The 23,287-nt window shown below is 70.8% G+C and carries 25 protein-coding genes; 9 read left to right on the top strand and 16 right to left on the bottom strand.

All coding sequences use genetic code 11. The features are described from left to right. Positions 1-232: 232 nt before the first annotated feature. Complete coding sequence (locus tag EL338_RS11550; RefSeq protein ID WP_126333876.1) at positions 233-625, bottom strand: hypothetical protein; 393 nt, start codon at positions 623-625, stop codon at positions 233-235. A gap of 179 nt (positions 626-804) precedes the next feature. On the opposite strand from EL338_RS11550, the gene EL338_RS26265 reads away from it, so the two are divergent. Continuing rightward, a complete protein-coding gene (locus EL338_RS26265) occupies positions 805-1,389 on the top strand; it encodes a hypothetical protein (protein WP_197721926.1) in 585 nt (194 codons plus the stop codon). Here EL338_RS26265 and EL338_RS11540 read toward each other — a convergent pair. Next, the gene (locus EL338_RS11540; RefSeq protein ID WP_126333875.1) at positions 1,386-1,757 is read right to left on the bottom strand and encodes a dopamine receptor D4; all 372 of its coding nucleotides are present in this window, start codon (positions 1,755-1,757) and stop codon (positions 1,386-1,388) included. The genes EL338_RS26265 and EL338_RS11540 overlap by 4 nt on opposite strands. Positions 1,758-1,946: 189 nt before the next feature. Here EL338_RS11540 and EL338_RS11535 point away from each other — a divergent pair, with 189 nt between their 5' ends. Then, entirely contained in the window at positions 1,947-3,194 is a 1,248-nt protein-coding gene (locus EL338_RS11535) for a cytochrome P450 (RefSeq protein ID WP_126333874.1), read from the top strand. Here the strand turns inward: EL338_RS11535 and EL338_RS11530 are convergent. The 4 genes from EL338_RS11530 to EL338_RS11515 all read right to left on the bottom strand — a co-directional run bounded on the left by EL338_RS11530 (position 3,187) and on the right by EL338_RS11515 (position 6,474). Next, on the bottom strand, positions 3,187-4,461 hold the full coding sequence (locus EL338_RS11530) for a DUF7159 family protein (protein WP_179967194.1): 1,275 nt from the start codon (positions 4,459-4,461) through the stop codon (positions 3,187-3,189). The genes EL338_RS11535 and EL338_RS11530 overlap by 8 nt on opposite strands. A gap of 155 nt (positions 4,462-4,616) precedes the next feature. Next, the gene (gene fdxA, locus EL338_RS11525) at positions 4,617-4,958 is read right to left on the bottom strand and encodes a ferredoxin (RefSeq protein WP_126333873.1); all 342 of its coding nucleotides are present in this window, start codon (positions 4,956-4,958) and stop codon (positions 4,617-4,619) included. A gap of 70 nt (positions 4,959-5,028) precedes the next feature. Continuing rightward, positions 5,029-5,952 (bottom strand): cytochrome c biogenesis CcdA family protein, encoded by a 924-nt coding sequence (locus tag EL338_RS11520; protein ID WP_126333872.1) that lies wholly within the window; start codon positions 5,950-5,952, stop codon positions 5,029-5,031. Between the two features lie 6 nt (positions 5,953-5,958). Next, entirely contained in the window at positions 5,959-6,474 is a 516-nt protein-coding gene (locus EL338_RS11515) for a protein disulfide oxidoreductase (protein ID WP_126333871.1), read from the bottom strand. A gap of 168 nt (positions 6,475-6,642) precedes the next feature. Between EL338_RS11515 and EL338_RS11510 the strand changes: the two genes are divergently transcribed. Further along, complete coding sequence (locus EL338_RS11510; protein WP_126333870.1) at positions 6,643-7,095, top strand: transglycosylase family protein; 453 nt, start codon at positions 6,643-6,645, stop codon at positions 7,093-7,095. Positions 7,096-7,098: 3 nt separating this feature from the next. On the opposite strand, the gene EL338_RS11505 is transcribed toward EL338_RS11510, so the two are convergent. Then, positions 7,099-8,202, bottom strand: a complete 1,104-nt coding sequence (locus EL338_RS11505; protein WP_235666445.1) for a pyridoxal-phosphate dependent enzyme — start codon at positions 8,200-8,202, stop codon at positions 7,099-7,101. Positions 8,203-8,279: 77 nt separating this feature from the next. On the opposite strand from EL338_RS11505, the gene EL338_RS11500 reads away from it, so the two are divergent. After that, positions 8,280-9,569, top strand: a complete 1,290-nt coding sequence (locus tag EL338_RS11500) for a cytochrome P450 (RefSeq protein WP_435404902.1) — start codon at positions 8,280-8,282, stop codon at positions 9,567-9,569. Here EL338_RS11500 and EL338_RS11495 read toward each other — a convergent pair. Beyond that, positions 9,566-9,991, bottom strand: a complete 426-nt coding sequence (locus EL338_RS11495) for a hypothetical protein (protein WP_126333867.1) — start codon at positions 9,989-9,991, stop codon at positions 9,566-9,568. The genes EL338_RS11500 and EL338_RS11495 overlap by 4 nt on opposite strands. Before the next feature lie 64 nt (positions 9,992-10,055). On the opposite strand from EL338_RS11495, the gene EL338_RS11490 reads away from it, so the two are divergent. Continuing rightward, complete coding sequence (locus EL338_RS11490) at positions 10,056-11,366, top strand: cytochrome P450 (protein WP_126333866.1); 1,311 nt, start codon at positions 10,056-10,058, stop codon at positions 11,364-11,366. A gap of 4 nt (positions 11,367-11,370) precedes the next feature. Here EL338_RS11490 and EL338_RS11485 read toward each other — a convergent pair whose 3' ends face one another. The 3 genes from EL338_RS11485 to EL338_RS11475 all read right to left on the bottom strand — a co-directional run bounded on the left by EL338_RS11485 (position 11,371) and on the right by EL338_RS11475 (position 13,871). After that, entirely contained in the window at positions 11,371-11,772 is a 402-nt protein-coding gene (locus tag EL338_RS11485) for a hypothetical protein (RefSeq protein WP_126333865.1), read from the bottom strand. Positions 11,773-11,852: 80 nt separating this feature from the next. Beyond that, positions 11,853-12,965, bottom strand: coding sequence for a glycosyltransferase (locus tag EL338_RS11480; protein WP_126336815.1), 1,113 nt, complete (start codon positions 12,963-12,965; stop codon positions 11,853-11,855). Between the two features lie 78 nt (positions 12,966-13,043). Further along, complete coding sequence (locus EL338_RS11475) at positions 13,044-13,871, bottom strand: acyl-CoA thioesterase (protein WP_126333864.1); 828 nt, start codon at positions 13,869-13,871, stop codon at positions 13,044-13,046. 122 nt (positions 13,872-13,993) lie between these two features. Here EL338_RS11475 and EL338_RS11470 point away from each other — a divergent pair, with 122 nt between their 5' ends. Further along, positions 13,994-15,778, top strand: a complete 1,785-nt coding sequence (locus EL338_RS11470) for an N-acyl-D-amino-acid deacylase family protein (RefSeq protein WP_126333863.1) — start codon at positions 13,994-13,996, stop codon at positions 15,776-15,778. Next, a complete protein-coding gene (locus EL338_RS11465) occupies positions 15,768-16,235 on the top strand; it encodes a nuclear transport factor 2 family protein (RefSeq protein ID WP_126333862.1) in 468 nt (155 codons plus the stop codon). The genes EL338_RS11470 and EL338_RS11465 overlap by 11 nt, the downstream gene beginning before the upstream one ends. A 7-nt stretch (positions 16,236-16,242) precedes the next feature. Here the strand turns inward: EL338_RS11465 and EL338_RS11460 are convergent, their stop codons facing one another. Genes EL338_RS11460 through bfr form a run of 3 tightly spaced genes read right to left on the bottom strand, consistent with a single transcriptional unit; the run spans position 16,243 to position 19,309 of the window. Then, positions 16,243-16,737, bottom strand: a complete 495-nt coding sequence (locus EL338_RS11460; protein ID WP_126333861.1) for a carboxymuconolactone decarboxylase family protein — start codon at positions 16,735-16,737, stop codon at positions 16,243-16,245. 42 nt (positions 16,738-16,779) lie between these two features. Next, complete coding sequence (locus EL338_RS11455) at positions 16,780-18,771, bottom strand: MDR family MFS transporter (RefSeq protein ID WP_126333860.1); 1,992 nt, start codon at positions 18,769-18,771, stop codon at positions 16,780-16,782. A 58-nt stretch (positions 18,772-18,829) separates the two neighbouring features. Then, on the bottom strand, positions 18,830-19,309 hold the full coding sequence (gene bfr, locus EL338_RS11450; RefSeq protein ID WP_126333859.1) for a bacterioferritin: 480 nt from the start codon (positions 19,307-19,309) through the stop codon (positions 18,830-18,832). Between the two features lie 259 nt (positions 19,310-19,568). Here bfr and EL338_RS11445 point away from each other — a divergent pair, with 259 nt between their 5' ends. Then, positions 19,569-19,757: a (2Fe-2S)-binding protein gene (locus EL338_RS11445; protein WP_126333858.1), complete on the top strand. Its 189-nt coding sequence runs from the start codon at positions 19,569-19,571 to the stop codon at positions 19,755-19,757. Here the strand turns inward: EL338_RS11445 and EL338_RS11440 are convergent. Both EL338_RS11440 and EL338_RS11435 read right to left on the bottom strand, forming a co-directional pair. Then, entirely contained in the window at positions 19,754-20,509 is a 756-nt protein-coding gene (locus EL338_RS11440; RefSeq protein ID WP_126333857.1) for an enoyl-CoA hydratase/isomerase family protein, read from the bottom strand. The two genes, EL338_RS11445 and EL338_RS11440, sit on opposite strands and share 4 nt — an antisense overlap. Before the next feature lie 11 nt (positions 20,510-20,520). After that, positions 20,521-21,228: an EthD domain-containing protein gene (locus tag EL338_RS11435; RefSeq protein ID WP_126336814.1), complete on the bottom strand. Its 708-nt coding sequence runs from the start codon at positions 21,226-21,228 to the stop codon at positions 20,521-20,523. Between the two features lie 34 nt (positions 21,229-21,262). Between EL338_RS11435 and EL338_RS11430 the strand changes: the two genes are divergently transcribed. Beyond that, a complete protein-coding gene (locus EL338_RS11430; RefSeq protein ID WP_126333856.1) occupies positions 21,263-23,263 on the top strand; it encodes an FUSC family protein in 2,001 nt (666 codons plus the stop codon). Positions 23,264-23,287 lie beyond the last annotated feature (24 nt).

The following is a 23,287-nucleotide window of genomic DNA, read 5'->3' as shown; positions in this document are numbered from 1 at the left end:
GTTGGGTGGCGCAGCCGATGGTGGGGTCCCCTTTCGCCAGGGTTCGCCGCTCTGCACGCGGCTCCTCGACCGAAACCCGTCACCTCGGGTGACAGTCATACACAGCTGGGGCGGGCCCGTCAGCCGCCCTGTGGATATCCGTCATCCGAGGATGACGCCATTCGATCGAGAGACCGTCCGGAGACGCCCGGCCGCCACCCCCGCGGGGCTACTCCACGGCTGAGCCTGGACCTCAGGCGTAGAAGTCCTGCTGCCAGCCCAAGTCGCCGGCGCACTCCAGCGGCAGGCCGTCCGGGGACTGGGCGGCCGCGCCGCGGTTGGTGGGGCACGGCGCCCCGATCTCCTGCACGCCGTACAGCGGCGGTGACCAGACCCAGAAGCCGGAGTCGACGGGGGGCCACTGGTTCGGGATGTAGTGGCAGGCATACGTCTGGCCCTCGACGCCGCGGCCGAAGATGAAGCGTTCCCAGCTGTGGCATTTGGTGCTCAGTTGCACGTCGTGGGCCATCCCGGGGACGTCGGCGTAGGCGTGTTCGGGATCGGCCGCAGCCGCACCCGCACCGCCGAGCGCGAGGGCGCCCGCCGCGGCCAGGACGGCAACTGCGCCGGCTGCGTCGCGAATCATGTCCCGCCTTCCCGTCGGCCCGTTCGCGAAGCCTATCCGCTGCCGCGGCGCGATCGGTGAAGTTCTGCGCGAAACACCGTCGCCGCAGCGCCGAAATTGCTGTTCAGGGTGGTTTGCTGAACGGACGCGGTCCTACGAGGCACAGGAGGCCACCGGTGTTGTCCAGTCGCAATGTGTTGATGCTGACCGGATTGGGTGCGCTGCTGGCGATCGTCGTGCTGTTCGCCGGGATGACGGCACAGCCCGGCGCCGACCCCGCGCTGCCGGCCGCGGTCGCGGCGCCCACGACCACGACCACGACCACGACGACTACCTCGGCGAGCCCGACCACCAGCGCCGCCGGCACCGACACCGACGATCTCGGCTTCATCGGGTCCAAGGCGCGCTGCGAGGCGGGCCAGAGCGCCGTCGCGCTGGGCCGCACCCAGCGGTCGATCGTGGTGGTGTGCGCGGACTCCAGCGGCGACTACGAATACCGCGGGGTGCGGATCAACGACGGCGCGATGCTGACCACGCAGGCCCAGTCCACCGGCGACGGCACCTTCGTCGCCAACAGCGAGGGCTCCCGGTACACGGTGTCGCCCGACGAGCTGGCCGTGACCTCCGGCGGCAAGCTGATCTACCGCGACACCTGGGCGTTCTACGAGGCCCCGAGCTTCTCCGCGGAATCCGCGGACACCACCGGGACCGCGACGGCCACCGCGACGGTTACTGCGACTCCCACGGTGACCCCCACGACGACGAGTTCGACGCCGACGCGCTAGGGCGCTGCGGGCGGCGGCGCCGGTGGTGGCGGCGCGGACTGCGGACCGGCGGGCAACCCGCGCGGCGAATTCGCGTCGGGGTTCATCGGCCGCTGCGTGAACAGCAACAGCGCGTTGGCCCCGCTGACCTCCTGGGTCTGCACCGCGTGCCAGAGATCGCGCAGGTAGCCGAGTCCGCGGCCCTCCGGCGGCGGGGTGCTGCTGCTACCGGGTGGCAGATTGTCCGGGCTGGCCAGGTGTGGGACCCCCTCGCTCGATGCGGGATCCGGCGGCGGCTCGGGGGCTGCGGGGTCGGCGCCCGCGACGGGCGCAAGGGTGATCGCGACGGCTGCGCTCAGCGAGCCGAGCAGGACTGATCGAATGCGCATACTCGGTGTTCACCCCGCGGGTCACATTTGTTACATCCGCCCCAGTATCCGCCGTCATCCCCACCCGCGGGCCGGGTTCCGCAGAACGAGTGAGCCAATGCCGGGAAAACCGGCGAGACGGCGCCGCGTTCGGTGTAGGAACAGGTTCTAGTTCCTTTCCGAGTTCACCGCAGCGAGGAGCCCAGCAGGATGCCCGGACCCAGCCTGTCCCCCGGTTTCGACTTCACCGATCCCGACCTGAACCGCGAGCGCCTGCCGGTCGAGGAACTGGCCGAGTTGCGTCGCGTCGCGCCGATCTGGTGGAACGCGCAACCCGTCGGCGACGGCGGCTTCGACGACGGCGGCTTCTGGGTGGTGACCAAGCACAAGGACGTCAAGGAGATCTCGATCCGCAGCGACGTCTTCTCCAGCGAGGCCAAGACCGCGCTGCCCCGCTACCCCAAGGGCTCCACCGCCGAACAGCTCGAGACCGGCAAGTTCGTGCTGTTGAACATGGACGCCCCGCACCACACCCACCTGCGCAAGATCATCTCCCGCGGGTTCACGCCGCGCGCCGTCGAGCGGCTGCGGGCCGACCTGAACGAGCGGGCGCAGAACATCGCCCGCTCCGCCGCCGAGCACGGCCTGGGTGATTTCGTCGAGGAGGTGGCCTGCGAGCTGCCGCTGCAGGCCATCGCCGGGCTGATCGGGGTGCCACTCGAGGACCGCAAGAAGCTGTTCGACTGGTCGAATCAGATGGTCAGCGACGACGACCCGGAGTTCGCCCACTACGACAACCGCAGCGCGGCAACGGAATTGATCATGTATGCGATGCAGCTGGCGGCGCTGCGCGCCGAGCAGCCGGGCGAGGACATCGTCACCACCCTGATCGAGGCCGACGTCGAGGGCCACAAGCTCTCCGACGACGAGTTCGGGTTCTTCATGGTGCTGCTGGCCGTCGCGGGCAACGAGACCACCCGCAACTCCATCACCCACGGCATGATCGCCTTCGCCGAACACCCCGAGCAGTGGGAGCTCTACCGGCGCGAGCGCCCGCAGACCGCGGTGGACGAGATCGTGCGGTGGGCCACCCCGGTGAGCTCGTTCCAGCGCACCGCGCTGGCCGACCACGAGCTCTCCGGGGTGTCGATCAAGAAGGGCCAGCGGGTCGTGATGTCTTATCGCTCAGCGAATTTCGACGAGGACGTGTTCGACGACCCGTTCACCTTCGACATCCTCCGGGACCCCAACCCGCACGTCGGCTTCGGCGGCACCGGCGCGCACTACTGCATCGGGGCGAACCTGGCGCGGATGACCATCGACCTGATGTTCAACGCGATCGCCGACCACATGCCCGAGCTCAGCGCGGTCGGCGAACCGCAGCGGCTGCGGTCGGGCTGGCTCAACGGCATCAAGCACTGGCAGGTCGACTACTGCGGCGGCACGCGCCTCAGTTGAACCGGTTGAGCCCGGGGATCTTGTCGAGGATGCGGTCGCGCAGCCGCGGCTTCTCGGGCACCTGCGGCACCACCGGGGCCACCACGGGCGGTGGCGGCGGCGCGATCGGCTGGATCGGTTCGACGGCCGCGGGCGGCGCGATCGGCTGGATCGGTTCGACGGCCGCGGGCGGCACGTAGGCCGGTTCGACGGCCTCGAACGTCGGGATCGGTTCGGCGATCGGCGCCGGTTCCGGGGCGGCCGGCGGGGGCGGTGGCGGCGGCGCAACGGGGGCCGGCGGGACCTCGACGACCTCGGGCGGGGGCGCGGGCGCGGCGGGTGGCTCGACCGCCGCCGGCGCGGCCGGGGCCGGCGGCGGGGCGGCGGGCGGCTTGGGGCGCAGCGACGGCAACTGCACCTTCGACGGCGGCGCCTTCAGCGGTGCGCCGCCGAGTTCCTCGGTGGGCTTGGTGACCACGGCGGTGTCCCGGTGGGCGTCGCCCCGCGGGATCAGGTGCGGGCTGACGGCCAGCGACACCGCCACCACGAAGGTGACCGCACCGGCCACCAGCATGGTCAGCGGCACCGCGGGCCAGCGCCCACCCGTCGCGGCCGCGCCGGCCGGTTGCGGATCGACCGTGGAGGCCAGCGCGGCGCCGTGCGCCAGCGCCAGTTCGGCCTCGGGTGGGTCGAAGACGGGCAGGCCCAGTTCGTCCTGCAGGAGCGCGGCCAGCGCGTCCAGGCCGCCCACCGAACCCACCAGGAACAGCCCCTCGGGCCGCCAGTCGTGACGCTCCAGGTTCGCCCGGACCCAGGCCAGCAGTTGATCCTCGCTGTCGACGGCGTAGCTGACCGCGGTGTCGATCTCGCCGTCGTAGGTGTCGACCAACGACAGGATCACGGCGTCGGGTTCCAGCACACAGACGGCGGTGCGCTGATAGCCGATCATCCGGCCGATGCTGCGGGCCAGCGCCTCGGCCGCCCGCGGCGACTGCACCGCGACGACGTTGGCCAGGCCCAGGTCGGCCAGCGAGTCGAGCAGCAGCGAGGCCTCCAGGTCCGCGTCCGCGCTCCAGGTGACGCCGATGGAATGCAGCCGGTGACCGTCGGATTCGGCGATGCTCAGGACCGCCTCGGCGACCTGTTCCGACGCCCGCCCGGGCGCGCTCTCCCCGGCGAACACGTCGAATTCGTCATGCCCCAGGGTGGCGCCGTCGGCACCGCGCCCCTCGACCAGGACGGTTTGGACGTTGGTGGCCGTTACAGACAGGCCCAGCACCGTGTCCACGCAGCTTCTCCCTTCGTGTCCGGACCGCCGCGGCGCCGCAGCGAACTCCGATCACGCGAGAAAACGAGCCGGGAGGGCGACGCGTGTCGTCGACCCTCGACACACTTCAGTGCATTTCTCTACCGCATCGCGTGCCGAAACGCGAATGGAAAGGCTCAGCTTTTCCGGGGCATCGCCGCGACCAGGGGCGTGTCCACGCCCACCGCGCCGAGCGCGGAGGCACCACCCGGGGCGCCGAGGGGCGCGCTGCGGCCGGGCAGGATCTCGGTGAAGAACGCCGCGTTGTCGGCCAGGTGTTGGCGCTGGTCCTCGGGCAGGTCGGTCTCGAAGTAGATGGCGTCCACCTTGCAGATGAACGCGCACGCCGCGCAGTCGACGCACTCGTCGGGATTGATGTACAGCGAGCGTTCACCCTCGTAGATGCAGTCGGCCGGGCAATCCTGGACACAGGATTTGTCGACCACGTCCACGCAGGCACTACCGATCACGTAGGTCATGGCCACCACGGTAAGTGTGACCACGAGTTGCGGACACTTGCGAAGGTCCCCGATCGCGGGCCATCGGTCCCTAAAACGTGTCAACGGCCGACCGGGGTGCCGTCGGACCGGGCCGGGCGCGGAACCTGCGCCAGCACAGCGCCGCGACCACCAGGACCAGCAGGGCCAACACCCACGGCCAGGCGCCGGTGCGGTGCACCCAGCCGGCCAGCGTCCCCTGGATCCGGCCGGCGGCCGCGATCACCGGATCCGACGGATCGCCCCCGCCGTGGAACAGCCGCAGCTCGTAGATCCCGTAGTGGGCGACGTAGAGGCCGACGAGCGCGACCACCGCGCCGCCCACCCGGTTGATCGCGGGCAGCACGCGCCGCAGCCGGTCCGCCAGCGCCGAACTGGCGAAGGCCGCGGCGACCGCCAGCGTCCCCACCACCAGGGCGAAACCGACCGCGTAGCTGAGGTAGACCAGCGCGGCGGTCCCCCAAGCCACCGACGACAGAGCCGCCGACGAGGAAGCCCCCGACGACGCCCGCGCCCCGGCCGCGGTCACCGCGAGGAACGGGCCGATGGTGCAGGACAGCGACGCCACCGCGAAGCCCAGGCCGTAACCGAACATCGACAGCAGCCGCACCGTCGGGGCGCGCTGGGTGCGCTCGGCGAGCCCGGCCGGCAGGCCGAAGCGCAGTTCGCGGCCGCTGAGCAGCCAGACCCCGAGGACCAGCAGCAGGGCGCCGATGACGACCGTGGCCACCGGCAAATAGCGCTGGACCGTCGATGCCAGCGTCACCGTGAGCGCGCCGAAGGCCGCGAAGACCGTGAGGAAGCCCGCGGTCATCGCAGCGGTGGCCAGCACGGCGCGACCCACCGCGGCGCCGCGCCGGGTCCCGGGCGCGGCGACCACGAACGTCAGGTACGCCGGCAGCATGGCGAACCCGCACGGGTTCAGCGCGGCCACCAGGCCGGCCGCCAACGCCAGGCCGGCCAGCTCGAGGTCCACGACCGGCTACGCGGTCAGCGCGGCCACCCGGGCCGCCAGATCCTGCTCGCTGATGGCCGAGGTCGGGTTGTTGACGAACGTCGAGGTGCCGTCGGGCTTGACGAACAGGTAGGCCGGCTGCCAGGGCACGTCGAAGCGGGCCCAGATCGCGCCGTCGGCGTCGTCGAGGTTGGTGAAGTTCAGGTTGTACTTCGAGGCGAACTCCTGCATGGCCGCGGGCTCGGAACGGGCCGCGACGCCGACGAACGTCACGTCGGGATTGGCGGCGGCAACCCGACTCACGGTGGGCGCCTCCTGATTGCAGAACGGGCACCACGGCGTCCAGAACCACAGCACCACCGGCTTACCCTGCAGGCTCGCCCCGTCGAAGGGCGCGCCGGAAATGGTGGTGCCGGTGAAGTCCAACCGCGGGTCGGCCGAGGCCGCCGGCGCGGGCCCGGCGACCAATCCCGCGCACATCAGTACCGCCGCTGCTATTGCGAGCACCCCGCCGCGGGCCCGCCGAAGCAAATTCCCCATCATTTTTCCTCCCGGGATAGGCCGAGCGATTACCCCGACACGCCGCCGATCACACCCAGATCACACGACAAATTCGCGCGACGACCGGCGCAAACGTGAATGCCAACGAATTCTTAGAGAAAAAGCTGTGATGGGAGTAACAGATGCGTCAATAGGGACGAAAGAGGTGATATGAAAGCCATCCGGAAGTTCTTCGCCACGGCCGCGCTGACCGGCACCTTCCTGGCCGCGATGCTGGCCGCCCTGCTCGGAGTTTCCACGGGCACCGCGAACGCCGACAGCGTGAATTGGGACGCGATCGCGCAATGCGAATCGGGTGGCAATTGGTCGATCAACACCGGTAACGGTTATTACGGCGGGCTGCAGTTCAGCCCGGCGACGTGGGCGTCCAACGGCGGGGTGGGCAATCCCGCGCACGCCTCCCGCGAACAACAGATCCAGGTGGCCGAGCGGGTGTTGACCACCCAGGGCCTCAAGGCGTGGCCGAAGTGCGGCGCCAAGGCCGGCGCCCCGTTCTCCACCGTCGGTACCCCCAGCGCGCCCTCGATGCCGCAGTGGCGTCCCGGCACCTACATCCGCAACACCATCAACGAAATCCTGGCCCTGGTCCCCCGCCCGCGCTGATGCCTACTCGGGGTGCTTGAGTCCCGCACCGCACAGCGGCACGACGACATCGTCGCCACCCAGCGCGGGCACCGTCGACGCCCGGTTGCGCACCGCGGCCCAGCAGACCGCCGCGGTGGGCTCGACGAACAGGCCCTGCTCGGCCAACTCGGTTCGGGCCGCGAGGATCTCGGCGTCGTCGACCGTCACCACAACGCCACCACCGGCCCGGACCGCCGCCAGGATCTGGTCACCCCGCGGGGGCGCGGCGATGGCGATCCCCTCGGCCACCGTGGACCCGGTCGGCGCGACAGCGGGGGCCGAACCGGACCGGAACGCCGCGGCAATGGGTGCGCAGTCGGCGGCCTGCACCGCCACCAGCGTGGGCATCCGGTCGGCCAACCCGGCCGCGACGAGTTCGCCGAAGGCCAACGCGCACCCCAGCAGCAGCGTGCCGTTGCCGACCGGGACGACGACCGTGGCCGGCAGGGTGTGGCCGCACTGTTCCCACAGCTCATAGCCGTAGGTCTTAACCCCGTGCAGGAAGTACGGGTGGAACACGTGGCTGGCGTAGAACATCCCGGGCGCCTCGGCGGCGGCCTGCGCGGCGGCCGCGGCCTCGGCGCGGGTGCCCGCGGCCACCACCTCGGCCCCGTGGGCGCGCATCTGCGCGAGCTTGGGTGCCGCGGTGTCCGCCGGGACATACACCCGGCACGGCACGCCGGCGCGCGCCAGATACGCCGCGGCGGCCGTCCCGGCGTTGCCGCTGCTGTCGACGACGGCGGCCCCGACCCCCAGCCGGCGCGCCAAGGTCCCCAGCACCGCCGCGCCGCGATCCTTGAACGACAGCGTCGGCATCAGGAAATCCAGCTTCAGCCGGACGTTCGTCAGCGCCGAGGCGACCAGCGGCGTGCCGCCCTCGCCCAGGCTCACCGTCGGGTCGAAGGCCACCGGCAGCACGGACTGATAGCGCCACAACGAATTTCGGGCCGACGCGGCCCCGCCCAGGTCCAGCCGCGGCCCCGGCGGCGCGACGTCGAACAGTCCGTCGCACCCGCAGCGCCAACCCGCGATGTCCACGGGGCGCACCGTCGCGCAGTCCCGGCAGATCAGGTCGGGCAGGATCACGAACACTCCCGTCGCATCGAATCCGCAATTGTGCCAGCCGAGGACGCCGGAACGGTAGCTTGTCAGAGGTGGGCTCCGTGACGCACCTCGCCGAGAAGACCAACGGGCAACCCCCGCCGGAGGTGCCGCTGGCCGAGGTGGATTTCAGCCGGTGGAACTTCTGGTCCAAGGACGACGACTTCCGCGACGGCGCGTTCGCCACGCTGCGCCGCGAGGCGCCGATCAAGTTCTTCGACGAGGTCGAGTTCGACGACTACGAGCGCGGTCCCGGGCACTGGGCGCTGACCCGCCACGACGACATCCACTTCGCCAGCCGCCACCCCGACATCTTCAGTTCCAGCCCGAACATCACCATCGGCGACAACATGCCCGAGGTCGCCGAGTACTTCGGCTCGATGATCGTCCTGGACGACCCGCGCCATCAACGCCTGCGCTCCATCGTCAGCCGGGCCTTCACCCCGAGGGTGGTGGCCAACATCGAGGCCTCGGTGCACGACCGGGCCCGCCGGTTGATCGCCGAGATGATCGCCCGCAATCCCGACGGTCGCGGCGACCTGGTGACCGAACTGGCCGGTCCGCTACCACTGCAGGTGATCTGCGACATGATGGGCATCCCGGCCGAACAGCACGATCAGGTGTTCGGTTGGACCAACATCATCCTCGGCTTCGGCGACCCCGACCTGACCACGGACTTCAACGAATTCGTCGGTGTGGCAATGGAAATCGGCGCCTTCGCGCACGAGCTGGCCGAGGACCGGCGGCGCGCACCGCGCGAGGACCTGACCACCAGCCTGGTGCAGGCCGACGTCGACGGGCAGCGGCTGACCTCGGCCGAGGTGGCCTCGTTCTTCATCCTGCTGGTCGTCGCCGGCAACGAGACCACCCGCAACGCCATCAGCCACGGCCTGCTGGCGCTGAGCCGCTACCCCGAACAGCGGCAGCTCTGGTGGGACGACTTCGCGGCCGTGACCCCCACCGCCGTGGAGGAGATCGTCCGGTGGGCCTCCCCCGTGGTCTACATGCGCCGGACCCTGACCCGCGATTTCGAGCTGTCCGGGGTGCCGATGGCCGCCGGGGACAAGGTCACCATGTGGTACTGCTCGGCCAACCGCGACGAGGAGAAGTTCGACAACCCCTGGCGCTTCGATGTGCGCCGCGACCCCAACCCGCACGTCGGTTTCGGCGGCGGCGGCGCGCACTTCTGCCTGGGCGCCAACCTGGCCCGCCGCGAGATCACCGTCGCCTTCGACGAACTTCGCCGCCAGATCCCGGACATCACCGTGACCGAGGAGCCGGCCCGGCTGCTGTCGGCGTTCATCCACGGCATCAAGCGGCTGCCGGTCGCCTGGACGCCGCCGCGCGGTTAGAGCGTGACGGTCTTCGGCCCCAGCGTCGTGCAGAACGCCAGCGGCGGCTGGGCCTGGTTGGCGCACCCGCGGCCGCGCACCGTGTAGCTCTGGCCGGGGACATACGGCGAGAGGTAGACCTGCGCCTTGGCGTAGCCGGGCAGCTCGGCGCACCGCCCCGCCAGGCTGCCGGTGGATAGGCACACCTGCGACGACGTCGGCTCGGCCGTGCCGTTGCAACCCGACGGGGTCAGCGACGCGTTGACCATCTTGGTGCCGGAGACCTCGACCACCTGCGGGTCGCTCATCGTGTATTGGCACAGGATGGGGTCGGCCGCGGGCTCCGCGGAGCCAACCGCCGCGACGCCCAGCGCACCGCCGAACAAACCGAGCACCGACATCGCGACCGCACCCGCACGAACAAGACCAGCACCAACCAGCATGGCCGGAAGCCTATGTCGTCGGCATCGGAACCGACAACGAAACGTGGCGGGTAGCTTGAATCCCGTGAGAGAACGCCTGCATTGGTTGGCGATGCACGGGTTCGTGCGGGCGGTGTCGCACGCGGCGGCCAAGCGCGGCGATCCGCAGGCCCGGCTGCTGGCCGACCCCACGGTCCGCGCGGACCCGGTCGCCTTCTGCGACGAGTTACACCAGCGCGGCCCGCTGATCCGGTGCCGGGTGAACTACCTGACGCCCGACCACGCCGTGGCCGATACGGTGCTGCGCTCCGAGGACTTCCGGGTCAACCGGCTGGGCACCAGCCTGCCGGCCCCGCTGCGCTGGCTCGAGGAACGCACCCGCGCCCAGACCCTGCACCCGTTGCAGCCGCCGTCGTTGCTGGCCGTCGAGCCGCCCGAGCACACCCGGTACCGCAAGACCGTGTCCTCGGTGTTCACCGCGCGCGCTGTGCAGAGCCTGCGCGACCGGGTCGAGCAGACCGCCGGCACCCTGCTGGACCGGCTGACCGCGGAGTCCGGTGTGGTCGACGTCGTCGACCGATACTGCGCGCAGCTGCCGGTCGCGGTGATCAGCGACATCCTCGGCGTGCCCGACGACGAGCGGGCCCGGGTCCTCGAATTCGGCGAGTTGGCCGCCCCGAGCCTGGACATCGGGCTGACCTGGCCGCAGTACCGCCGGGTCCAGCGCGGGCTCGACGGCTTCGACGCCTGGCTGGCCGGGCACCTGGCGACGTTGCGCCGCAGCGGCGGCGACGATCTGATGAGTCAGCTGATCCGTGCGGCCGACGAGGGCGACCAGCTCGACGAGCTGGAATTGCGCGCGACCGCCGGGCTGGTGCTGGCGGCGGGCTTCGAGACCACGGTCAACCTGTTGGGCAACGGGATTCGCATGCTGATCGAGGCGCCCGACCAACTCGAGACGCTGCGCCGCAACCCGGACGGCTGGCCGAACGCCGTCGAGGAGATCCTGCGGCTGGACTCGCCGGTGCAGCTCACGGCGCGGTTCACCACGGCCGACACCGAGGTGGCCGGGCTGCCGATTGGCGCGGGCGAGATGGTGGTGACCTACCTGGCCGCGGCCAACCGCGATCCCAAGGTCTTCGACGATCCGCACCGGTTCGACGTCACCCGCCCCAATGCCGCGCGACACCTGGCGTTCTCGGGCGGCCGGCACTTCTGTCTGGGTGCGGCGCTGGCCCGCGCGGAGGGCGAGGTGGGCCTGCGCGCGTTCTTCGACCGGTTCCCCGACGCGAGCATCGCGGGCACCGGGGTCCGGCGGGACACCCGCGTGCTGCGGGGCTGGTCCCGGCTGCCGGTCCGGTTGGGCACCGACCGGGCGCACGCGGGGTCCCGGTAGGGGCTCAGCGCGGCAGGTCGTCCGCCTGCGGCCGGTCGCCGGTCTTGACTTTCGGGTCGGTCTTGACCTTCGGGTCGATGGAGTCGGCGTGCTCGCGGCGCGCGTCGAGGTCCGCGCGACTCGAGGTCGCGGCGCTGTGATGCTGTTCAGCGCGATCGGCAAGGCGCTGCGCCTCGGCGGCCTTGGCCTCGGCCTCGGCCTGCGCGGCGCGGGCCCGCGCCTCGGTCTCGGTGGCCAGCGCGCTGCGGCGGTCGACCTGCACCGACTCCTGCTGTATTTCGTCCCGAATGCGTTCGGCCTTGCCGTGCATCTTGGTGTTGCGGGTCCGGCGGCCGACGAGCATGAGCACGCCCAGCACGATCAGTACCGCGACCACGGCAATGATGATCCAGAGGGCACCGTCCATGACTGTTCCTTTGCTCGGGGGGCCGTAGTGGTCGACGGCCCCGTCAAAAGGCGGTGTTCCCCGATCCGGCGATGCCAAACTCAGATCCGGCCGGCGCCCAACGCCGAGAGCATCCCGGCCGCGGCGCTCGACCAGGTGAAACATTCGGCGCGTCGGCGGGCGGCGAGCCGCCGATGGCGCTCCGGACGGTCGATGAGCGCGGTGACCGCCGCCGCGAGGGCGGCCGGATGGTTGTCGGCGCTGGCACCGCTGGCCGCGCAGAGGATCTCGGTGAGCGCCGAGGTCCGCGACACCACCGCGGGCGTGCCGCAGGCCAGCGCCTCGAGCGCCGCGAGCCCGAAGGTCTCGTGCGGGCCCGGAGCCAGCACCACGTCGGCCGTGGCCAGCAGCGTCGCCACCGCCGCCCGGTCGTCGATGAAGCCGGTGAAATCGACCGGCAGCCGGGCCGCCTGGCGCTGCAGGCGGGCGCGCAGCGGGCCGTCGCCGGCCACCACCAGGCGCGCATCCACCCCCGAATCGCGAAGGGCCGCAACGGTGGCGATGCTGCGGTCGGCCCGTTTCTCCGGCGACAGCCGCCCGCAGTGCACCAGCAGCAGCTGCCGCGGGTCCACCCAGCGGCGGCGCAGCGCCGCGGAGTGCCGGCGGGGATGGAAGAGCTCGAGGTCGACGCCGAGCGGAACGGTGACCGCGTTGGGCGCCCCGATCCGGTCGAACTCCTCGCGGGCGAACGCCGTGGTGCACAGCACCGTGTCGTAGTCGCGGGCGGTGCGCCGGTTGGCCACATCGGCCAGCGCCCGCGCGGCCGCGGTGGGCAGCAGCTGACCCGTCAACCGGTCGAGCCGCTCGTGGGAGATCATCACCGTGGTCACGCCGTTGCGGCGCCCCCAGCGGCCCAGCGAGCGCAGCGTGAAGCGGTCGGAGACCTCGAGCGCGTCCGGCGCCAGCGACTCGAGCACCTCGACGACGGGCCCCGGCAGCACCGCACGGTAGCCACCGGTCAGCGGGATTCGTCTGGCGGGCACACTGATTCGCACCACACCGGTGGGCAGCAGGGCGCGGTCCGGCCGCGGCCCGGGCACCACCAACGCGACGTCATGGCCGGCGGCCACGTACTCGGCGCCCAGCCGGTCGACCGCGGTCCGCAAGCCGCCGGATCGGGGTCCGTAGAAGTTCGCCACCTGCACCACCTGCACCTGCGCAAGCACAGCGGCCGCCGGTGTGCGGGCCCCCACGGCGGCACCACGAGCCGCTGAACCCGCGGTGAAATCCGCTCAGCGCGGCGGCGGGAAGTACATCTCCTGGGTGACCGTGCACACCAGGTCACCGTTGCGGTTGAACATCCGGCCCTGCGCCAGGGCCACGGCGTCGGCGCTGCTCGGCGAGGCGCGGTCGTACAACAACCAGTCGTCCAGCACCGGCGGCCGGTGGAACCACACCGAGTGGTCCCGCTGCGCCGAGGGACCCAGCTCGCCGCGGGCCGCGAAGGCCGGTTCGGTCAGGGCGATCGCCGACAGGTAGGCGACCAGGGCCGCGGCCAGGGCCGGGTCCTCGGGCACCGCCCCGCCGGGGCGCCACCAGATCCGGGAGCGCGCGGGCGGCAGGCGGTCGGCGTCGACGATGCGGCGCTCGTACCAGCGCAGGCTGGCCCACTGCCCGCGGCCGCCCTCGTCGTTCTCGGCGGCGTGCGGGGGCACCGGCGGCAGCGACTCCGGCTCGGGCACCGCCGGCAGCGGCGGCTGATACTCGATGGGCTCGGCCCCGCCGGCGCCGGCGGCCTTGAACGACGACATGGCCTCGAGCAGCACCTGACCGTCCTGGCGCGCGGTGACCCGGCGCGCCGAGAATGTGCGGCCCTCCTGCAACTCGACGACCTCGAAGTCCACCGGATGACGCGCGTCGCCCGGGCGCAGGAAGTAGGTATGCACGCTGTGCACCGCGCGGCCCGGCGCGGTCTGGCCCGCGGCCAGCAGCGCCTGCGCCGAGATGTGACCGCCCAGGATGTGATTGGCCGGGGCCGGCAGTTGTTGCCCCACAAAGGAGCTGGCGTTCACGCGGTCCAGCGCCAGGCTGGCCAGGACTTCACCGATCGACGACGACACCCGGTCAGCTTAATTCCGCGGCCACGAGGCGGAACCCGCAGGTCACGGTCACAGTAAACAAATCTGAAAATCTGTTCACCAAATCGTTGACTTCCGCCTTCCCGACGGGGTTCCATGGAGCTGTGACCTACGACACGATCATCCGCAATGGCCGCTGGTTCGACGGCACGGGCGCACCGTCGGCGATTCGCAACATCGGCCTGCGGGCCGGCCACGTCGTGGCGATCTCGCCGCACGAACTCGACGCCACCGACTGCCCGCGGGTCATCGACGCCACCGACAAGTGGGTGCTGCCCGGGATGATCGACATCCACACGCACTACGACATCGAGGTGCTCGGCGGGCCGGCGCTGGCCGAATCCCTGCGCCACGGCGTCACCACCGTCATGCTCGGGTCCTGTTCGCTGTCGACCGTGCACGTCGGCGGTATCGACGCGGGTGACCTGTTCGGCCGGGTCGAGGCGATCCCGCGCGAGCACGTCATCGCCGCCGTGGACGAACACAAGTCCTGGACCACCTGCGAGGAGTACATCGCCGCGCTCGAGGCGCTGCCGCTGGGCCCCAACGTCGCGGCCTTCCTGGGCCACTCCGACATGCGCACCGCGACCCTGGGACTGGACCGCGCCACCCGCGCCGACGTGCGGCCCACCGCCGCCGAGCAGGCCGCCATGGAGCGGATGCTCGCCGAGGCCCTGGCGGCCGGCTTCGTCGGGATGTCCTCGCAGCAACTGCTCTTCGACAAGGTCGACGGCGAGACCTGCCGGTCGCGCACGCTGCCGTCCACCTACGCCAAGCCCCGCGAACTGCGTCGACTCAAGGCGCTGCTGCGCCGCAGCGGCCGGATCCTGCAGTCCGGCCCGGACATCGAGAACCCGCTGAACCTGGTGTCTCAGCTGGCCCAGTCGGTGGGGCTGTTCCGGCGCAAGCTGAAGACCAGCCTGCTCTCGGCTGCCGACGTCAAGGCCAATCCGTACGCCATCAAGATCATGGGCCCCTCGGCCCGGCTGGTCACCCGCCTCGGCGGCGACTTCCGGTGGCAGCACCTGCCGGTGCCGTTCGAGGTCTACGCCGACGGCATCGACCTCGTGGTGTTCGAGGAGTTCGGTTCCGGTGCGGCGGCCCTGCACCTGCGCGACGAGGTGGAGCGCAACGCGCTGCTGGCCGACCGGGAGTACCGCCGGCGGTTCCGCAAGGATTACGACAGCAAGTTCGGTGTGCGGGTGTGGCATCGGGACTTCTTCGACGCCGAGATCGTCGCCTGCCCCGACGCCGCGGTCGTCGGAAGATCGTTCGGTCAGGTGGGCCGCGAGCGCGGGGTGCACCCCGTCGACGCGTTCCTGGACCTCGTCCTCGAGCACGGCCAGGAACTACGTTGGCGCACCACGATTTCCAATCACCGCCCCGAGGTGCTCAAGCAGATGGCCCGGGAACCGGGGATCCAGATGGGCTTCTCCGACGCCGGCGCACACCTGCGCAACATGGCCTTCTACAACAGCGGGCTGCGGCTGCTGCGCCACGTGCGCGACGCCGAACAGGCGGGCACCCCGTTCCTCAGCGTCGAGCAGGCCGTGCACCGGATGACCGGCGAGCTTGCCGACTGGTATCAGCTCGACGCGGGCCATCTGCGGATCGGCGACCGCGCCGACCTGATGATCCTCGACCCGAGCAAGCTCGACGACCGGCTCGACGCCTACGCCGAGGAGGCCGTGCCGCAGTACGGCGGGCTGTCCCGGATGGTCAATCGCAACGCCGACACCGTCGCGGCGGTGTTCGTGGCCGGCCACGCGGCCTTCCTCGACGATCGGCCGGCCGACGACCTCGGTGTGGTTCGCACCGGCAGCTTCCTGCGGGCCGGGCGGCCCGCCCCGGCCCCCACCGCGAAAGGCGATCTGGCCCATGCTGGTTGAGCGAACCGACACCACCGATGTCACCGCCCCCGTGCACGGGATGTGGCAGGCCCTCTCGGCGCGGGACTGGGACCGCGTGCAGACCTACCTCGCACCGGACTGCATCTATCTCGACATGCCCGTCGGGCCGGCGGCCGCCGCGCGTGGGCCGGAGGACATCGTCAAGCGCCTCAAGATCGGGCTGGAGCCGCTGGCCGGCTACCAGAACTTCCCCGGGTTGATGGTCGACAACGGCGTCGACGTCATGTACGAGCATCACGAGCAATGGCGTTGGGCCGGCGGGGAATCTGCGACGCTGAAGTTCGTCACCGTGCACAAGGTGCGGGACGGCAAGATCACGCTGTGGAAGGACTACTGGGACATGGCGGCGCTGGCCGACTGCGCTCCCCCGACCTGGCTGGCCGACTTCGCCACCGCCGACATGTCCTGGGTGTTCGACGCGACCGGCCTGGTCTGAAGCTCCGTCAGGCCCGCGCCGGGATGGTCAGCGCGCAGGTCTGGCCGATGTCGAGGGTGCGCAACATCCGCCCCATGCCGACCCACATCGCGCAGGACAGCGCCAGGTCGGTCAGCAGTTCGTCGGAGTAGTGCTCGGCGGCGCGGGCCCAGAAGTCCTCGTCGTCGCGCAGTTCGGTGTGCCCGGTGGCAAACCGGTGGGCGAATTCGGCGGCGATGCGCTCCTGTTCGCTGTACCCCGACCAGGTGCGCCACTCGTGCGCGTGGTCGTAGAGTTCCTCGTCCACGCCGGCGGCCGCACCGTCGGCGTCGCGGGTGTTGATGCACACCGCGCACTCGTTGGCGTGCGCGATCACGATGCGTGCCAACTCGCGAACCCGCATCGGCAACCGGTTCTGGTTGTAGACGGCGTGGGTGAAGCCGGCCATCGCGCCCCCGATGTCCGGCGATTTGAGCAGCCAGCCCGCGACGTCGTCGTCGGGAAAGTCTCCGATTCGGCTCATGGGCGCGATGCTACGCGCGCGGCGACACCATTGGAACGTGTTCTAGTTTTTTGCGGCCGCGGCGTCGTACCAGTCCCGCTGCACCAGCATGCGGTGCGCGATGCGGTCCAGCGCCGCAGTGACCTGCTGGCGGTCGGGGCGGCCGTCGAAGGACGACGAGGTGGCCAGCTTGGCCACGATCTGCTCGACGATGGCCGACGACACCGCGTCGACCCGGTCGACCCCGGCCGGGGTCAGCATCAGTTCCTCGCCGGCGCGCCGCACGCAGCCCCGGTCGACGAGCGCGTCGAACGTCGGCTCGAGCACCTCCCGGGGCACCCGCAGTCGCTCGCCGATCCGGGTCAGCTCCGCCGAACCGTAGACCTGCTGGTGCCGATAGACCTGCAGCAACGCCCACAGCTGCGGCACGTCCAGATCCCAGCGGTGCGCCGCGGCCAGATACCGCAGCCGGATCTCCGGCGCATCCCGGAACAACCGGCCGATGGCGACCTCGAGGATCTTCTCCCCCGATTCGGCGCCGGGCATGCCGAAGCCCTCGCCCAGATCGCCCGCCGCGGCGGCCTCGGTCTCGCGCAGCGGCACCTCCTTCAGGAACAGCGAGACCACGAAACCGAGCACCGCCACCGGCACCGCGAACAGGAACACGGTGCCCAACGATTCGGAATAGGCGTCGACGATCGGCCGGGCCATCTCGGCCGAGAGCCGATGCAGCGCCTGCGGGGATTCGGCGGCCTCCGGCGGGGCCCCGGAGGCGGCCAACGCGGCGGGGATGCGGGCGGCCAGGAAGTTGGCGAACAGCGACCCGAAGATCGCCGCGCCGAACGAGCTGCCGATGGCCCGGAAGAACGTGACGCCGGAGGTCGCGACGCCGAGGTCGGCGAGGTCGGTGGTGTTCTGCACCGTCAGGACCAGCACCTGCATGCACATGCCGATCCCGGTACCCAGCACGAATAGGTACAGCGCCTCGCGCCACAGCGGGGTCTCGACGTTCATCCGCGACAGCAGGAAGAAGCCGACCGCCATGATGGCCGTGCCCAGCACCGGGAAGATCTTGTAGCGGCCGGTGCGCCCCACCAGTGAGCCGCTGCCGATCGACGTGATCAGCAGACCGACCACCATGGGCAGCGTGCGCAGACCGGACTCGGTGGCCGACACCCCGTCGACGAACTGCATGTAGGTGGGCAGGAACGTCATCGCGCCGAGCATGGCGAAGCCGACGATGAACGCCAGGACGCAGCAGACGGTGAACACCGGGTTGGCGAACAGCCGCATCGGCAGGATGGGTTCCGTGGCGCGCAGTTCGACCACCACGAATGCGACCAGCGCCACGGCCGAACCGACAAACAGGCCGATGATCATCGGCGAGGACCAGGCGTACTCACCGCCACCCCAGCTGGTGGCCAGCGTCAGGCCCGAGGCGCCCAGACCCACCAGCACGATGCCGGCGTAGTCGATCCGCGGGCGGGACTTCTCGCCGAGAGCCGGGATGGCCACCGCCGCGACCGCGAACACCAGCACCGCCACCGGCAGGTTGATCCAGAACGCCCAGCGCCACGTCATGTGGTCGGTGAAGAATCCCCCGAGCAGGGGCCCGATGACGGTGGTCACGCCGAACACCGCACCGAGGGCGCCCTGGTAGCGGCCGCGCTCGCGCAGCGGGATCACCTCGCCGATCACCGCCATGGCGGTGACCATGATCGCGCCGCCGCCGATGCCCTGCACCGCACGCGCGGCCACCAGCGCGCCCATCGACCCGGCCAGCGCGCACAGGATCGAGCCGGCCAGGAAGATGACCACCGACACCTGGAAGACGGCCTTGCGGCCGAACAGGTCGCCGAGCTTGCCGACGACGGCGGTGGCGATCGTGGAGGCCAGCAGGTAGCTGGTGACCACCCACGCCTGGTGGCCGGCGCCGCCGAGGTCGGCGACCACCGTCGGCAGCGTGGTCGCGACGATGGTCTGGTCCAACGCCGCGAGCAGCATGCCCAGCAGGACCGCGACGAAGATCAGGTTGCGGCGCGCGGAACTGGTCATGCGGGGTGTATCGGCACCCCGGCCAATTTTGTTAGCAGAGCTATGCGAATTGGCCGGATCAGCTCGGCGGCCGCGACACGCACTGCGCCGAGTAGAGCTCCTCGCCGAGCTTGTCCATCAGCTCCAGCTGCGTCTCGAGGTAGTCGATGTGCGACTCCTCGTCGGCGATGATGCCTTCCAGCAGCGCCGCACTGGTGCTGTCCCGCTTCTCCCGGCACATGATCACGCCGGGCCGGAGCCGTTCGAGCACCTCGTACTCGATGGCCAGGTCCGCCTCGAACTGTTCGCGCAGCGTCTGGCCGACCCGCAGCGAGAACAGCCGCTGATAGTTCGGCAGGCCGTCGAGCAGCAGGATTCGGTCGGTGATGGCCTCGGCGTGCCGCATCTCGTCGAAGGACTCGGCACGGGTGTGCGCCGCCAGTTCGGTGAAGCCCCAGTTGTCCTGCATCTTGGAGTGCAGAAAGTACTGGTTGATGGCCGTCAATTCGCTCGAAAGCTGCTCGTTGAGCAACTTGAGCACTTCTGGATCGCCTTGCATTGGTTCTCCTCACACCAGGGGGCTGTCTAGGGAGTCGAAACCGCAGGCGACGTGGGCTGGACGTCGCGACTGCGTGTCTTGAATCTAGCCCACTTCGGGTGAGAAAACACGCCAAAACACACCGCCACCGCAAACGGCGCCGGGTAGGTAAGCCTCACATATGTGAAGGTAGGTAGGCCTAACAATAGCGCAGAAGTTAGGTTAGACTCCACTAATCGCGAAGTTCGCGGTCATCGATTTCAGCAAGGAGGCAACGTCGATGTTCGTCTGCCTCTGCACCGGCGCTACCAGCCACGAAGTCGCCGACGCCGTGGCCCGCGGGGCCTGCACATCCAAGCAGGTCGCGGTCGCGTGCGGGGCCGGTACGGACTGCGGACGCTGCCGTCGGACCGTCCGCGCGATCATCGAGGCCGAGTCGGCCAAGGTCAACAGCGTCGCCGCCAGCTAACTTTTTGCCTGATTGAAATCGGCCAGCGCGCTCGCGTTGGCGGCCCCACCCATCAACTCCGCGAAGCATGCGTTCTCCCGGTTGCGCGCCGCCGCCACCTCCGCGACGAGCGGCGCGGTCATCGTGCGCTTGACGGCCATCAGGCTGCTCAGCGGACGCGACGCGAGCACCTCGGCGTGGCGGCGCGCCTCCGGTAACAGGTCGTCGGGTTCGCAGACCTTCCACACCAGGCCCATCTCCCGGGCCTCTTGCGCGCCGATCCACTCCGAGGACATCAGCACCCAGGCCGCGTTCTGCCGGCCGATCAACTGCGGCAGCAGATACGACGACGCCGCCTCCGGGGCCACCCCCAGGCTGGTGAACGGACACTTCAGCCGCGCCGTGGTGGCCATGAAGGCCAGATCGGCGAAACCCAGAATCGTTGCGCCGATACCGATTCCAAAGCCGTTGACCGCACAGATCAGCGGCTTGGGGAACTCGGCGAGCGCATCGACCAGTCCGATGAAGCCGTGCTTGCCGGGGGTGAAATCCGGATCGGTGACCATCGCCTGCATCTCGGCCAGGTCGGTACCCGCGCTGAACGAGCGCCCGGTGCCGGTCAGCAGCAACACCGAGACCTCGGCATCGTCGGCGGCCGCCCGCAGCGCGTCCGTGGTGGCGTCGTACAACGCCTCGTCGAACGCGTTCAGCGCCTCCAGCCGATTCAGCGTCAGCGTGCGGACCCGGTTGTCGTCGGTGATCGTCAGCGTCACGAGCGCAGAGCCTACCGAGCGGCCCGCCACGGGGAACGCAACACATAGCGACTCGTCGGCACGGTGTCGACGTCGCGGTTCGCGCCGAAGGCCGACGTGCTGGCCACCATGCGCTCGATACGTTCGGCGAGATCGGCGTCGTCGGCCGCGCCGAAGAACGCCTTGATGTCGGTGACCGCGGCGTCGGGAAACAGTTCCTCGACGATGGCGTCCACCGCGGGCGCGTCCGGACTCAGCGCCCGCACGACGGCGTTCTGCGTGTAGCCGAAGGTCGTCTGGGTCTCGAGGGCCACCGCGGTGTGGTCGCGATGCCAGCGGGTGCGCCAGGTCGGCTCGTCGAGTTCGGGCGGCCGACGCAGCAGCGCGACATTGGCCAAACCCGGTGTGCGGGCCCCCAATTCAATTTCCGGAGCGCGCAGCGGCACCGACTCGGTGACCAGATAGCCCGCGACAGTGTCGGATTCGCGCGCCAGCCGCTGCAGCGCGGCGTCGACCTGCGGTCCGTAATGCTGATCGGTCCACAGGCTCAGCACCGCCGCGACCGGCGGATCCAGGGTGGTCAGCGTCATCAGGGACTCGCGCACCGCGGAATCCTTGACGTTCACGGCAAGTCCGGGCAGACCCAGATCCAGCAGTTCCTCGGCGACCGGGCCGCGCAGGCGCGCGCACCAGGAGTCGTCCGCGACGGCGGCGCGCGCCACGAGGATCACCTTCTCCACGATCGCGAACCTACCGAGCGGCATAATGGCAGCCATGTTCAGGGGCCTCGCCGTACCCCATTCGTGGCCGTACGTCGGCGAAGTGGCCCGCAGTCTGCTTCCGGTGTTGCTGATCGGCGCCATTGCGCTGCAGTGGGCCTCGCCCGCGGCGGCGGTCGCGGCGGCGGGCAGCGCCGCGGTCGTCGGCGCCACCGCCCTGCAGGACAGCGCGATCCGTCGACTACTCCCGATGTTGTGCGCCGTGGTGCTGGGCCTGGGCGTGGCGACGTTCCTCGGGCATCTGACCTCGCCGCACACCTGGTTGTACGTGCCCGTCGTCGGAGTCTGGACGCTGGGCACCGGTCTGTTCTGGGCGCTCAGTTCGCCGGCCGGGTTGGCCGCCGCGGCCGGCGCCGCGCTGATGGTCACCGCCCCGCCCACCCCCGCCGGCTGGTCGGCGGCGCTGGGTTCGGCCCTGGCGGCGGCGGCCCTGGCGGTCCTCGGCGGAGGGCTGCAGGTGCTCCTGGTCGCGGTCTGGCCGCGGCAGCGCTGGGTGGCGCAGCGGTCCGCGCTGGCCGACGCCTACGGCTGGGTCGCCACCACGGCACGCAAACTCGCCCTGAACCCCGCCGCCTCCTGGGACCCCACCCCGCTGATGGACCTGCGGGAGGCCGTCCACGCCACCGACCGGCACACCCGTCGGCGCCCGCCCGCGTTCCGGGGGAGCCACGCACTGCCCGAACGCATCGCGATGACGCTGAACGCGCTGCGCGCCGACGCCGACGAGCCCGAGGTCCGCGAGGTGCTGCTGGCCAGTGCCGACGCGCTGGCCGCCATCGGCGCGGGTGGGCCCGCCGCGCCCGTGGACGCCACGATTGCGTTGCGCCGCGCCGAAGACTGCGCCGCGGCGCTGAGCGGGTCGGCCGCGACGGCGGCCCAGCGCCTGCACACCCAGATCGCCAAAGCCGGTGCGCTGCAACTCCCCGGCTGGCCGGCCGCGCGGGGCACCGAGCAGGATCCGCAGGGCGGCCTGCGAGGTCACCTGCGCGCGGCCCGGGCCACCATCGCCGCGCAGTGCAACGGCGACTCCCCCATCCTGCGGCATGCGCTGCGGGTGACCGCCGCCGTGGTCGCCGGCCTGCTCATCGCCCGACTCACCGAGACGCCGCAGGGCTACTGGGTGGCCCTGACCGCGTTGCTGGTGTTGCGCCCGGAGACCGCGCACACCTACACCCGCTGCGTATCCCGCATCGCCGGCGTCACCATCGGTGTCGTGGCGGCCAGCCTCGTCACCGTGTTGTGGCAGCCGACGGGCATGGTGGCCGTGACGGTGGCCGTGGCGCTGCTCGCGCTGGCGTACGCGGTGGCGTCCTACGGCCCCGTACCGCTGTACGCGGCGCTGGCCGGCGGCATCATCCTCCTCATCGACATGGCCGGCACGACCGACAGCGCCGCCATGGGCCAGCGCGTGGTGGCCACCGTGGTCGGCGGCGGCCTCGCGGTGACCTGCCACGTGCTGCTGCCCGACCGCACCCTGGTCCGGCTTCGTCAGCGCGCGGGCGAGTTGTTACGCGCCGAAAGCGATTACGCGGCAACCGTTGTCCGCGCCTTCGCGCATCCGCTGGACCAGCCCGAGGTCACGTTGAGCGCGGTGTGGCAGCGCACCACCCGGGCGCGCTCGGCGTTCGAGGCCGCCGGCAGCGGCGTGCGCGCCGACATGGCCGAGGTGCGCCACTGGCTGACCGCCTACCGGGCCGCGCTCAACGCCATCACCGGCGCCTGCGCCGCCCTCGAGGCCCAGCTGCCCGCCGTCCACCACAGCACGCTGGACCCGCGCTTCGTCGTCGCCGTCGACGATTACGTGGACGCGCTGCAGGGCGAACTGCCCAGCGCCGGGCAGATGTGGACCATCGACGCCCGCCACCTGGCCGAGGCCGACGCGCAGCTGCGCCAGGCCGCGGCCCGGCTGGGCAAGCAGGACACCGCCCAACGCGTCCTGGTGGCCGAGACCGAGACCATCACCCGGCACCTGTTGACCGTCGCCGAATTGTCCTGAGGGCGCACTGGATAGCCCCGGTCG

It is taken from the genome of Mycolicibacterium chitae, from assembly GCF_900637205.1.
Lineage (GTDB): Bacteria > Actinomycetota > Actinomycetes > Mycobacteriales > Mycobacteriaceae > Mycobacterium > Mycobacterium chitae.
This window is presented reverse-complemented; position numbering and strand designations above follow the sequence as displayed.